Annotated in this window: 13 protein-coding genes; 8 read left to right on the top strand and 5 right to left on the bottom strand. The window is 71.3% G+C overall.

From position 1 onward, the window contains the following. The coding region (locus GWK61_RS48065) for an ArnT family glycosyltransferase (RefSeq protein WP_194920093.1) at positions 1-860 on the bottom strand (860 nt) is incomplete at its 3' end. Positions 861-1,010: 150 nt separating this feature from the next. Here GWK61_RS48065 and GWK61_RS48060 point away from each other — a divergent pair. The 6 genes from GWK61_RS48060 (at position 1,011) to GWK61_RS48035 (ending at position 6,502) form a co-directional block, all read left to right on the top strand. Continuing rightward, the gene (locus GWK61_RS48060; protein WP_194920091.1) at positions 1,011-1,775 is read left to right on the top strand and encodes a DeoR/GlpR family DNA-binding transcription regulator; all 765 of its coding nucleotides are present in this window, start codon (positions 1,011-1,013) and stop codon (positions 1,773-1,775) included. A gap of 275 nt (positions 1,776-2,050) precedes the next feature. Further along, a complete protein-coding gene (locus GWK61_RS48055) occupies positions 2,051-2,986 on the top strand; it encodes an SIS domain-containing protein (RefSeq protein ID WP_194920089.1) in 936 nt (311 codons plus the stop codon). 1 nt (position 2,987) lies between these two features. Continuing rightward, the gene (locus GWK61_RS48050; RefSeq protein ID WP_194920087.1) at positions 2,988-3,929 is read left to right on the top strand and encodes an ROK family protein; all 942 of its coding nucleotides are present in this window, start codon (positions 2,988-2,990) and stop codon (positions 3,927-3,929) included. Continuing rightward, positions 3,926-4,903 (top strand): 1-phosphofructokinase family hexose kinase, encoded by a 978-nt coding sequence (locus GWK61_RS48045; protein ID WP_194920085.1) that lies wholly within the window; start codon positions 3,926-3,928, stop codon positions 4,901-4,903. The genes GWK61_RS48050 and GWK61_RS48045 overlap by 4 nt, the downstream gene beginning before the upstream one ends. A 52-nt stretch (positions 4,904-4,955) precedes the next feature. Beyond that, the gene (locus GWK61_RS48040; RefSeq protein WP_194920084.1) at positions 4,956-5,813 is read left to right on the top strand and encodes a class II fructose-bisphosphate aldolase; all 858 of its coding nucleotides are present in this window, start codon (positions 4,956-4,958) and stop codon (positions 5,811-5,813) included. A gap of 194 nt (positions 5,814-6,007) precedes the next feature. Further along, positions 6,008-6,502: a hypothetical protein gene (locus GWK61_RS48035; protein ID WP_194920082.1), complete on the top strand. Its 495-nt coding sequence runs from the start codon at positions 6,008-6,010 to the stop codon at positions 6,500-6,502. A gap of 48 nt (positions 6,503-6,550) precedes the next feature. Here GWK61_RS48035 and GWK61_RS59055 read toward each other — a convergent pair whose 3' ends face one another. Continuing rightward, on the bottom strand, positions 6,551-7,072 hold the full coding sequence (locus GWK61_RS59055; RefSeq protein WP_194920080.1) for a MarR family winged helix-turn-helix transcriptional regulator: 522 nt from the start codon (positions 7,070-7,072) through the stop codon (positions 6,551-6,553). 38 nt (positions 7,073-7,110) lie between these two features. On the opposite strand from GWK61_RS59055, the gene GWK61_RS48025 reads away from it, so the two are divergent. Further along, complete coding sequence (locus GWK61_RS48025; RefSeq protein WP_194920078.1) at positions 7,111-8,583, top strand: MFS transporter; 1,473 nt, start codon at positions 7,111-7,113, stop codon at positions 8,581-8,583. A gap of 58 nt (positions 8,584-8,641) precedes the next feature. Here GWK61_RS48025 and GWK61_RS48020 read toward each other — a convergent pair whose 3' ends face one another. The 3 genes from GWK61_RS48020 to GWK61_RS48010 form a co-directional block, all read right to left on the bottom strand. After that, positions 8,642-9,238, bottom strand: a complete 597-nt coding sequence (locus tag GWK61_RS48020) for a DUF4253 domain-containing protein (RefSeq protein WP_194920076.1) — start codon at positions 9,236-9,238, stop codon at positions 8,642-8,644. An 18-nt stretch (positions 9,239-9,256) separates the two neighbouring features. Then, complete coding sequence (locus GWK61_RS48015; protein WP_194920074.1) at positions 9,257-9,655, bottom strand: DUF4253 domain-containing protein; 399 nt, start codon at positions 9,653-9,655, stop codon at positions 9,257-9,259. 103 nt (positions 9,656-9,758) lie between these two features. Next, a complete protein-coding gene (locus tag GWK61_RS48010) occupies positions 9,759-10,484 on the bottom strand; it encodes an SDR family oxidoreductase (protein WP_194920072.1) in 726 nt (241 codons plus the stop codon). 104 nt (positions 10,485-10,588) lie between these two features. Between GWK61_RS48010 and GWK61_RS48005 the strand changes: the two genes are divergently transcribed. Then, on the top strand, positions 10,589-11,428 hold the full coding sequence (locus GWK61_RS48005) for a LysR family transcriptional regulator (RefSeq protein WP_194920070.1): 840 nt from the start codon (positions 10,589-10,591) through the stop codon (positions 11,426-11,428). Positions 11,429-11,432: the final 4 nt, after the last annotated feature.

The following is an 11,432-nucleotide window of genomic DNA, read 5'->3' as shown; positions in this document are numbered from 1 at the left end:
GCCCCCGACAGCACCGCGCCCCCGGCCAGCGGGTCGGTGCCGGCGCCCTGGCCGCCGATGCGGCCGAAGCCGTTGTACTGGAACACCATCTCCCACACCGAGTTGTGGACCGACCCGTCGATGTAAGGGCGCTGCGAGGCCGGCGTCAGCGTCACGAACACCATCCACGCCAGTGACACCGCCGCGACCAGCGCCCCGTACGCAGCCGCCCGGCCCAGGCGCCACCAGCGCGTGCCGGCGCCGAGCAGGAAACACGTCCCGGCGAAGACCGGCACGACCAGCAGCGCCTGCCCCATCTTCACGTTGAACGCCACCCCCAGCCACACCGCCGAGGCCGCCAGCCACCACGCGGCGCGCCGTCCGCCGTCGGCCCAGCGCCACAGCGCGTGCGCGGCGACGACCATGAAGAACACCATCAGCGCGTCGGGGATGTTCGTGCGCGACAGCGCCACGGTCACCGGGGTCAGCGTGTAGCCGACGGCGGCGGCGTACCCGGCGCCCCGACCGGCCCAGCGCCGCACCGTGACGAACAGCAGCGGCACGCACGCCGTCGCCGCCAGCACCTGCGGAAGCAGCACCGCCCAGGGGTGGAACCCGAACATCCGCACCGACAGCGCCTGTACCCAGAACGCGCCGGGCAGCTTGTCGGTGGTGATGAAGCCCGCCGGGTCGAAGGCCCCGTAGACGAAGTCGTGCCAGTCGGCGCCCATCGAGCGGACGGCCGCCGTGTAGTAGGGGTGCGTCCGGCCGTGCTGGAAGCCCCACCCGAACATCACCGCGGCCAGCGCTGTCAGGGCTGCGACCAGGGCCCGATCCGAGGACCGTCGAGAAATCCACGCCATGTCCCGGACAACGAGCATGATCAGGACGAGTCACCATGAAGTTACGAAACTGTCATCGAATACAGAATAACGGGACGGTTGGGGCGCGCGGGAAAGACGATGATCATTCATGCTCGGATTCTGCGCGAACGAACATCCCAGTGAGCGATCGCGCGCTACTGTGTCCCCATGCGCCAAGAAGACCGCCTCGGAGCCATCCTCGCCTTGCTGGCCGACCACGGTTCGGTGGGTGTGGTGGAAACCGCCGAACGCCTGGGCACTTCCCAGGCCACGATCCGCCGCGACCTCCAAGCCCTGGAGGAACAGGGCCTGGTCAAGCGCACGCACGGCGGCGCCGTCCCGGCCGGCGTGCTGTACGAGCTGCCCATGCGCTACCGCGGCGCGCGCCAGCAGGAGGAGAAGAGCCGGATCGCCGAGCTCGCGGCCGGTCTGATCGACGAGAGCGCGGCGACCGTGGGCCTGTGCGGGGGCACGACCACCAGCGAGGTGGCGCGGTTCCTCGGGATGCGCGGCGGGCTGAAGATCGTCACCAACGCGCTCAACATCGCCGCCGAGCTGGCGCTGCGTCCGGCCATAGACCTGGTGGTCACCGGCGGCACCGTGCGGACCGAGTCCTACGAGCTGATCGGCCCGGTCGCCGAGCGCGCGCTGGAGGGCTTCAACCTGGACGCCTCGTTCCTGGGCGTCGGCGGGGTCAGCGCGGCGGCCGGCGTCACCACGCACCACGAGGTCGAGGCGCAGACCAACCGCGCCATGATCCTGCAGTCGGCGCGCGTGATCGTGGTCGCCGACGGCACCAAGGTCGGGCGCCGGGCCTTCGCGCGCATCGCCGAGGCCGCGCTCGTCTCGGATCTGGTGACCGATCCCAGCGCCGATCCCGCCGAACTGGACGCGCTGCGGGAGCTCGGGGTCCGGATCCATCTCGCGGACTGAACAGACTGAACAGACTGAACCGACAGAACAGGCTGAACAGACTGAGCGGGCCAGCCGGGCCAGCCGGGCCAGCCAAGCCGGGCCGGCGCCCGCGCGGACCGGCCCACGAGCGCACTCACCCCTGCGCCGAATTATCAGCCAGGTCGCGCCACGTGGCAGCTGACCACCCCATATTTCTTCCTGCTTGATTCTGCTCGACTTGTCTGGCTATCGTTCAGATATAAGCACGGGAGTCACAGCTACACATTGAACGCAGTAGCCTTGGGAGAGAAGCCATGTCCGGATCCGAACACGTCGACGCCGAGATAGCGAGCCAGCCGGACACCTGGCGCCGGGCCGCCGCCCTGGCCGTCGGCCCGACCGCCGAGGCGCTGCCGAAGAAGGGCGAGCGCGTCGCGGTCGTCGGCTGCGGCACCTCGCTGTACATGGCGCAGGCCTACGCGGTCCTGCGCGAACAGGCCGGCCTCGGCGACACCGACGCCTTCGCCGCCTCCGAGTTCCCCTTCGGCCGCGCCTACGACCGCGTGGTCGCGCTCAGCCGCTCCGGCACCACGACCGAGGTGCTGGAACTGCTCCAGCGCCTCAAGGGCGCCATCCCGACCGTCGCGGTGATCGCCGACCCCGACACCCCGGCCCCGGCGCTGGCCGACCGGACCATCGTGCTGGACTTCGCCGACGAGAAGTCGGTCGTGCAGACCCGCTTCGCGACCACCGCGCTGACCCTGTTCCGCGCGCACGTCGCCGCGCAGTCCGGTACCGCCTTCGACCTGGAGAAGATCGTCGCCGACGCCCGGCGCTGCGTCAGCGAGCCGCTGCCGGACGGGATCCTGGACAAGACCCAGTTCGCCTTCCTGGGCCGGGGCTGGACCGTCGGGCTGGCCAACGAGGCCGGGCTGAAGATGACCGAGGCCTCGCTGACCTGGACCCAGTCGTACCCGGCGATGGAATACCGGCACGGGCCGATCAGCATCGCCTCCCCGGGTACCGTGACCTGGATGCTCGGCGAGGCCCCGCGCGGGTTGGCCGAGCAGGTGCTGGCCACCGGCGGGCAGTGGCTGGACGGCACCGCGGACGGCACCGCCGACGGCCGCGACCCGCTGGCCGAGCTGATCCGCGTGCAGCGGCTGGCCGTGGCGCTCGGCGCGCGCAAGGGCCTGGAGGTCGACAACCCGCGCAACCTGACCCGCTCCGTCGTCCTGTCCGAGGTCTGAGATGTCCGATCCTGAGCAGCGGTACGCGCTGGCCCTCGACGTCGGCGGCACCGGCATCAAGGCCGGTCTGGTCACCGCCGACGGCACGCTGACGCGCACCTGGCGGCGCGCCACCCGCATCGAGCGCGGCCCGCAGGCCGTCATCGACACGATCGCGGACTTCGCCGCCGAGCTGGTCGAGGAAGCTGCGGCCGACGGCACGCCGGTCGTCGCGGCCGGCTTCGCGCTGCCCGGGATCATCAACGAGCAGATCGGCGTCGGGGTGTTCTCGGCCACCGTCGGCTGGCGCGACGTGCCGTTCCGCGAACTGCTCGGCAAGCGCCTGGCCGTGCCGGTCGCGATCGGCCACGACGTGCGCGCCGGGGGAGTGGCCGAGGCCCGCATCGGCGCCGGCCGCGGCTCCGCGCGCTTCATCTTCTTGCCGCTGGGCACCAGCATCGGCGGCGCGATCATGATCGACGGCGTGCCGAACCTCGGCACCCACGGCATGGGCGGCGAGTTCGGGCACTTCGTGGTCCGACCCGGCGGCCTGCCCTGCGGCTGCGGCCTGCACGGGTGTCTGGCGCAGTACTCCTCGGCCGGCGCGGTCGCGGCGCGCTACGCGCAGGCCGCCGGCACGCCGAACGCCGGCGCCTTGGACGTCGCCGCGCGCCTGGCCACCGGCGACCCGATCGCCCGCGCCATCTGGGACGAGGCGGTCGACGTCTTGGCCGACGCGCTCCTGACCACCGCCGCGCTGCTCGACCCGGACCGCGTGGTCATCGGCGGCGGGCTGGCCGAGGCCGGTGATGTGCTGATGGTGCCGCTGGCCGAGTCGCTGGCGGGCAAGGCGACGTACCACGTGCTGCCGGAGCTGGTGACCGCCGAGCTCGGCGACCTGGCCGGGTGCTTGGGCGCGGGGCTGCTGGCGTGGGATCTGGTGCCTCAGGACCGGGTGCCGTGATAGTCACGCTCACGCTCAACCCGGCTCTGGACATCACGTATACGGTCCCTGCTTTGCTACCGGGGACCACGCACCGGCCGCAGGTGCACGCTCAGGCTGGCGGCAAGGGCGTGAACGTCGCCCGGACCCTGCACACGCTGGGCCGAGAGACGGTAGCGGTTCTGCCGCTCGGCGGCTTCGACGGCGACGCGGTGCGCGCGGAGCTAGAAGCATCGGCGGTTCCGCACCACGTCATACGGATCGCCGGGGCGACTCGGCGGACGGTGACAGTGGTCGAGGAATCAGGGCTCGCGACCGGCTTCAACGAGGCCGGGCCTGAGATCGGCGCCGACGAGTGGGCCGAGATATGTGCGGCCGTGGCTTCTTTGTTGGAGACCGCGGTGCTCGACGACGTGGCGGTGCTGGTGCTGTCGGGCAAGCTGCCGCGAGGCCTGGCCGACGATGCTTATGCCTCGCTGGTGGAACTGGCAGACGGATTCGGTGTCCCGACGATTCTCGACACCGAAGGCGCGCCGTTGCTGGCTGCCTTGTCGGCGGGGCCGGCGATCGTGAAGCCGAACGCCCACGAATTGCTCGACGCCACAGGACTGGCCGACCCGGTCGCCGCCGCGGGGGAGCTGCTGAAGCGCGGGGCTCGGGCGGTGGTCGCTTCGAGCGGACCTGACGGCCTCACCGCTGTGACCGCCGAGGGCACCTGGATCGCGAGGCCTCCGCGCATCGAGGGCGGTAACCCCACTGGTGCGGGTGACGCCTCGGTCGCGGCGCTGGCCGTGGGGCTCGTCGACGGGAGTGCTTGGCCGGAGATGCTGGCCGATGCGGCTGCGTTGTCGGCGGCGACCGTGCTGACGGACCGGGCCGGGATGTTCGATGCCGAGGCTTACCGCCGATTCCGCTCCGAGATCAGCGCTCGACCCGAAGCCCGCCGCCTGAGCCCGAGCCCACAGCCCGAGCCCGAGCCCGAGCCCGAAACCTAACCCGAAGCTGAGCCGAAGCCCGAGCCCGAAGCCCGAAGACCAAGGACCCGCCATGCCCCTGAAGCCCACCGGCGACCTCATCACCGCCGCCCGCGCCGAGCGCCGCGCCCTGGCCGCCTTCAACGTCATCACCCTGGAGCACGCCGAGGCCATCGTCGCCGCCGCCGAGACCGCGCAGTCGCCGGTGATCCTGCAGATCTCCGAGAACGCCGTGAAGTTCCACCACGGCCGCCTCGCGCCGATCGCGCGCGCCTCCGCCGCCGTCGCCGAGGCCGCAGGCGTCGAGGTCGCGCTACACCTGGACCACGTCGAGGATCCCGCGCTGCTGCGCCAGGCCGCCGACTACGGCTTCGGCTCGGCCATGTTCGACGGCTCGCACCTGCCCTACGCCGAGAACGTGCAGGCCACCCGCGAGGCCGCCGACTGGGCCCACTCCCACGGCCTGTGGCTGGAGGCCGAACTCGGCAAGGTCGGCGGCAAGGACGGGGAGCCGCCGCTGTCCGCGCACGCCCCCGGCGCGCGCACCGACCCCGACGAGGCGCGCGGGTTCGTCGCCGCGACCGGCGTGGACGCCCTGGCCGTGGCCGTCGGCAGCTCGCACGCCATGACCGACCGCAGCGCCGTGCTCGACCACGAACTCATAGCCCGGCTGCGCGACGCGGTCGGCGTCCCGCTGGTGCTGCACGGCTCCTCCGGCGTGCCGGACGAGGAGCTGGCGCGCGCCGTCGCCGGGGGAGTGGTCAAGGTGAACATCGGCACCGCGCTGAACATCGCCTTCACCGGCGCCGTGCGGGCGTGGCTGGAGCAGGCGCCGGCCAACGCCGTCGACCCGCGCAAGTACCTGGCTCCCGCGCGTGAGGACATGGCCAAGACGGCGGCGCACTTCATCAGTGTGTTGTCTCCGGCGTGATGGAGCCGGACCTGAGGTGGCCGGAGGGCGACTAGCAGCGGCACTGGCGCCTCGGGGGTCGGCTGGGCCAGCATAAGCGCCACAGTCGTACGCGGCCCGATCACGAAGAACGGCGGATGATGGCGAACCCTGAGATATCCAGTACGCAGGAACCGGGCCTTGCGGCGGTTCCCGCCCAGGGAGGTCCCGCCGACGTGGCCGAGGCCGCACAGCCGGTCGAGGCGCCTGGGACAGCCGCGGTGGGTCAGGGACAAGCTCCGGTTGCGGGTGAGGCCGGTCGAGCCGCCGAGCCCCGTCGCCGCCCGGCCCCGGCCCCGGCCCCGTCGTCGTACGAGCCCGAAGCCGAGCGCATGCCGCTGATGGCGCGCGTCCTGCTGGCCGACCTGGCCGTCGCGGTCGTCGCCCTGGTCGCGCTGTTCGTGATCGAGGTCCAGCGCTTCGGCGACGCCACCTTGCACCTGCGCCGCGAGGCCTGGGCCGAGGACCTGGTCGTGCTGTTCGGGGTGTCGGTCGTGTTCGGGGTGGTCACGTATCTGTTGTTCCGCGCCCGCCACCTGCGCGTGGCGATCGTGCAGACCGTCGTGACGGCCCTGATCCTGGCCGCCGCCGTCACCTCGGCCGTGACCGGCGATCCCAAGCCGACCTCCGCCGACATCCCTAGCACCAGCACGTCGGGCAACCCGGGCTGAGGCCTGAAGTCTGAAGTCTGAAAGCTGAAGTACTGAGGCGGCGGAATCTCACTCCGCCGCCGGCACCACCCGACGCAGCAGATCCCGCAGTGTCTTCCGCTCGCTCCCGCTCAGCCCGGCCAACGGCTCCGCGGCGAACGTCAGCCCGCCCCACACCGCGTCGAACGACGCGCGCCCGAGTTCGGTCGCTGTGATTCTCTTCACTCGCCGGTCCTCCGGATCCGGCTCCCGCGTCACCAGCCCGCGCGCCTCCATCCGGTCCACCAGCCCGGTGATGTTCGACGGCTCACACTTCAGGTGCTCGGCCAGGAACCGCATCGGCTTCGGCCCCGACATCAGGTTGGCCAGCACGAACGCCTGCATCCGGGTCAGGTCGTGGCGCGCGGCGGCCTCGTCGTAGTTGTCGTAGAAGGCCTGCGAGGCGGCCCAGAAGAGCTCCAGCACCTCCGCGGTCACGGGGTCGCGGCGGTTGTCCAGGACGGCGTGGTGTTCGGTGCTGCTCACGGGGCAACGGTATGCGGGCGCCGTCCCGTGCTCAACATCCGGGCCGGTCGTGGTTAAATACTTCATGACGTTAACTGTAAACCAGTAAAAGTATGGAGCGCATCATGTCCGACCAGGCGCGGCGATCGCGGGGAGTACTGCCCGCGCTCGTGTTGTCCGTTCTGGCTTTCTCCCTCGTCCAGACCTCCGTGGTCCCGATCCTGCCGACGCTGCAGAAGGACCTGAACGTGGCGGGCAGCGGCATCACCTGGCTGATGACCGCGAACCTGCTCTCGGCCGCCGTGCTCACGCCGCTGCTGGCGCGCGTCGGCGACCTGCGCGGCCGCAAGCCGATGCTGGTGGTGGCGATCGCCGGCGTGCTGGTCGGCGGCGTCCTGGGCGGGATCGGCGGCTCCTTCGGGATGCTGCTGATAGCCCGCATCGTCGCCGGTACCGGTGGCGCGATCCTGCCGCTGGCCGTGGCCGTCGTCCGTGACGAGTTGCCCCGCGAGAAGGTCACCGGCGGCGTGGCGATGGTCTCCGCGGCCCTGGGCGTCGGCTCGGGCCTGGGTCTGGTCGCCACCGGCCTGGTCGTGGAGCACTTCAGCTACCAGGCCGTGTTCTGGATGGGTGCCATCCTGGCCGCCATCGCCTTCGCGCTGGTGCTGGTCAAGGTCCCGCACGACCCGATCAAGGCCGAGGGCAAGGCCGACCCGCTGGGCGCGCTGCTGCTGGCCGGCTGGCTGTCGGCGCTGCTGATCGCGGTCAGCCAGGGCAACGACTGGGGCTGGGGCTCCACCCGGACCATGGGCCTGTTCGTGGCCGCCGCGGTGCTCCTGGTGGTCTGGGTCGTGGTCGAGCGCCGCGTGGCCTCCCCGCTGGTGGACATCTCGATGCTGGCCAAGCCGGCGATCGCGGTCACCAACACCGCCGGCGTCCTGGTCGGCTTCGCGATGTACGGGTCGTTCCTGCTGATGAGCGACTTCACGCAGACCCCGAAGGCGGTCGGCTACGGCTTCGGCGCCACGGTCCTGGCCTCCGGCTGGATGCTGTTCCCCTCCGCGGTCGGCTCCTTCGCCGCCGCCCCGGTCGGCGCCGCGCTGATCAAGCGCAGCGGCCCGCGCCTGCCCCTGGTGCTCGGCGGCGCGTTCGCCGCGGCGGGCCTGGGCCTGCTGGTCTTCGCGCACAGCTCCAGCTGGCACGTGGTGGTCGCCTCCGGCGTGATGGGCGTCGGCGTGGGCATGGCATACGCGGCCATGCCGGCCTACATCAACGCCTCGGTCCCGGTGCAGCAGTCGGGCATCGCCAACGGCATGAACGCGGTGCTGCGCACCGTCGGCGGCGCCGTCGGCACGGCCGTGATCGGCGCGGTGCTGACCGGCAACATGAAGCAGGTCGCCCCCGGCGTGAAGCTGCCGACCGTCGACGCCTACACCCACGCCTTCCTGATCGCCTCGGCGCTGGCGCTGGTCGCCGCGGTGGTGCCGTTCCTGGTGAAGACGCCGCGGATGTCGGCGATGACGACGCCGGACACGATCGACGCCGAGGCCGACGCGGACGGTGCGGCGCCGAAGGCTATGGCCGGTGTGAACGCCTGAGGTTTGTCGAAGGGCCGGCGTCGGGGAAATCCGGCGCCGGCCCTTTGATTCGTTCAGCTCACTCCCACTGGAAACCCCATAAGGTTCCAGTACTTGGGGACTCGACGTCGGGGCAGTAGCCGTTCTGCTCCCGCGCTACCGCCGCGACCTGCTCAGGGTCTGTCGGCGGACGCGGCACGTGCAGCTCGATCCGGTCGCGGGTCACCGTCAGCAGCTCGGCACCGAAGCGACGGCGCCAGTCGGCGAGCACGGCGGTGTGTTCGAGCCCTGACGTTCCCAGCGCCCCGTCCCAGTCGAGCAGGCCGGGCACCTCGATCCCGCCGTACTCGGCCGGGAGCAGGCCGATGGTCGTCGTCCGCGCCGCGGACGACACCGGGTCGGCCCGGGGCCCGCCGCTCAAAGTGGGGACGTCCCCACTTGCGAAGATCTCGGCGGCGCCGCGATGACGCTCCCGCTTCTCCGAGGACAGCGGCAGTTTGTCCAGGACCGTCGGCTCCTCCGGATCCACCAGGAACGGCCACAGCCCGGTCGTGGCGTGCGCGTCGCGCAGGACGCGCCACACCTCCAGCGCCGTCCCCGCCTCCACGGTCACCGCCCGAACCTCGGTGCCGTCCGCGAGCGTGCCCTTCACCACCGCCGTGCCCATCAGGTCCATGATGGGCACCCTAGAGCCTCAGTCCCACCAGAAGTACCAGTGGTGGGTGTGAACTTGCTTCTGGGCCAGTGCGGCCAGGGTCTCGACGCCCTGGTCGACGACGTCCACGCAGTAGTGGTACTGCGCCCGCGTCACGGCCTCGATCTCCTCGCGCTCGGTCGGCGGGTTCGCGACGCGCAGTTCCAGCACGTCGTACGTGGCGACGACGAGCTCGGCCCCGTAGCGCTCGTGCCAGTACTTCAGCACGTTGCTGTGCTCGGCCCCGGTGATGCCGTGGTTGACCGCCCCGTCCCATTTCACCAGGCGCGGCACGTCCCAGCCGCCGGCCTCGGTGCGCACCAGCCCGATGTTGGTGGTCCCCGACTCGACCAGCTTCCCGGGCGCGGGCGGCCCCGACAGATCCGCTTCGCCGGACATCAGGTTGGCCAGGTACTCGACGTCTTCCTCGTCGTCCTCACCGTGTCTTCAGATCCTCGTCCATGGAGAAGGACCCTAGGGGCTCAGTCCGACAGGTCCGCGGCTACCAGGGCACCACTCCGTCGGCGTCGAACAGGCCGCCGCTGGGGCCGTCGTCCGGGAGCGTGGCCAGCCGGATCGAGGCCGCCGCGCCCTGCGCCGGGGTGAGCGTGCCCTGGAAGCCGTTCAGGTCCGTGGCCACGTAGCCCGGGCACGCGAGGTTGATCAGGATGCCCGAGCCCTCCAGCTCCTTGGCGTACTGGATCGTGACAGCGTTCAGATACGTCTTCGTCGGGGTGTAGCCGCCGCTGATGCCGCCGCGGTTCATCCCCGGCGTGGTCTGGAACGTCAGCGACGAGACGTGGCTGGACTGGTTGACGATGCGCGGGTGCGCGGAGCGGCGCAGCAGCGGCAGCATCGCGTTGGTGACGCGGACGACGCCGACGACGTTGGTGTCCACCATCCGCAGCAGGACCTGCGGGTCCAGGGCCGTCGGGACGTCCGGCCAGCCCTCGGCGATGCCGGCGTTGTTGACCAGCACGTCGAGCCGGCCCGCGCGTTCCTCGATCAGCCGCGCGGCGGCGGCCACGCTGTCGTCGTCGGTGACGTCCAGCGTCACGCCGAACGCGTCGACTCCCGCCGCGCGCAGCTTGGCCACCGCCTCGTCGCGGCGCTGCTCGTCCCGAGCGCCGATGCCGACGCTCCATCCCAACGCGCCGAGGCCTGCCGCGATCTCGTACCCGATGCCCTTGTTTGCGCCGGTGACCAGCGCGATCGTCTTCTCGCTCATGACTGGAAGTCTTGTCCGAACGGCCGCGCGGACCAACACCGACTCGGCACCGCAGCCATGTCCGCGCGGCATTGGTGCACGAGCCACGGGGTTACCGTGGACGCATGGAGATCCGTGAGTTGCAGTACTTCGTCGCCGTCGCCGAAGAACTGCACTTCGGGAAGGCCGCCGAGCGGCTGGACATCGCGCAGCCGGCGTTGTCCCGCTCCATCGCTCAGCTCGAACGGCGGCTGGACGTCACGCTCCTCGAGCGGACCAGCCGCAAGGTCGTGCTCACCGAGGCCGGGGGCGTGTTGCTGGCTGAAGCACGCTCGATTCTCAGCGCGGTGGCTGCTGCCGAGCGGCGTACTCAGGAGGCGGCGCAGAAGAGGCCTCGGGTCGTTCTCGCGGTCAAGACCGGGACGGCCGGGGAGTTGCTGGCGAAGGTTCTCGACGCGTATCGCGCGGAGCCCGGGGCCGCCGAGGTGGAGCTGTTGCTTTGTGAGGCGCATCAGCATCAGCGACTGCTGCTCAGTGGTCAGGCGGATGTGGCCTTGCTGCACCTGCCCTTCGATCCGGCCGACGGGCTCGACACCGAGGCGCTGTTCACCGAGACGCAGGTGGCGGTCCTGCCGACGTCGCATCCGCTGGCCGGGCGTGCGCAGATCCGGTCCGCGGAGGTCGCCGCGCTGCCGGATCTGCCGATGGCGCGCTGGTGCAGGCCGGACGGCAGCTTTCCGGACGGGCCCGGGCCCGAGGTGCACAATCTCGGGCAGATCTTCCAGCTGATCGCGCTCGGCCGGGCCACGGTGGTGGTGCCCGAGTCGGCCGCCGTCGATCTGCGGCGGGATCTGGTCGCGGTGCCGGTGGTGGACGCCGCGCCGGTGACGACGGTGATCGCGTGGCCGGCGCGGAGTCGGCAGCGTGCGGTCGCTGATTTGGTGCGGGTGGCTACGCGGGTGTGAGGGG

Source organism: Catenulispora rubra (genome assembly GCF_015356825.1).
GTDB classification, from domain to species: Bacteria; Actinomycetota; Actinomycetes; order Streptomycetales; family Catenulisporaceae; genus Catenulispora; species Catenulispora rubra.
The sequence above is the reverse complement of the archived record's forward strand: the minus strand, read 5'-3'. Positions and strand labels throughout refer to the sequence as shown.

Excerpts from the sequence above, each read along its gene's own strand:
- GWK61_RS48060 (WP_194920091.1), top strand. The coding sequence starts at position 1,011 with ATGCGCCAAGAAGACCGCCTCGGAGCCATCCTCGCCTTGCTGGCCGAC.
- GWK61_RS48025 (WP_194920078.1), top strand. The coding sequence starts at position 7,111 with ATGTCCGACCAGGCGCGGCGATCGCGGGGAGTACTGCCCGCGCTCGTG.
- GWK61_RS48040 (WP_194920084.1), top strand. The coding sequence starts at position 4,956 with ATGCCCCTGAAGCCCACCGGCGACCTCATCACCGCCGCCCGCGCCGAG.
- GWK61_RS48050 (WP_194920087.1), top strand. The coding sequence starts at position 2,988 with ATGTCCGATCCTGAGCAGCGGTACGCGCTGGCCCTCGACGTCGGCGGC.
- GWK61_RS48010 (WP_194920072.1), bottom strand. The coding sequence starts at position 10,484 with ATGAGCGAGAAGACGATCGCGCTGGTCACCGGCGCAAACAAGGGCATC.
- GWK61_RS48055 (WP_194920089.1), top strand. The coding sequence starts at position 2,051 with ATGTCCGGATCCGAACACGTCGACGCCGAGATAGCGAGCCAGCCGGAC.
- GWK61_RS59055 (WP_194920080.1), bottom strand. The coding sequence starts at position 7,072 with ATGAAGTATTTAACCACGACCGGCCCGGATGTTGAGCACGGGACGGCG.
- GWK61_RS48005 (WP_194920070.1), top strand. The coding sequence starts at position 10,589 with ATGGAGATCCGTGAGTTGCAGTACTTCGTCGCCGTCGCCGAAGAACTG.
- GWK61_RS48015 (WP_194920074.1), bottom strand. The coding sequence starts at position 9,655 with ATGTCCGGCGAAGCGGATCTGTCGGGGCCGCCCGCGCCCGGGAAGCTG.
- GWK61_RS48020 (WP_194920076.1), bottom strand. The coding sequence starts at position 9,238 with ATGGACCTGATGGGCACGGCGGTGGTGAAGGGCACGCTCGCGGACGGC.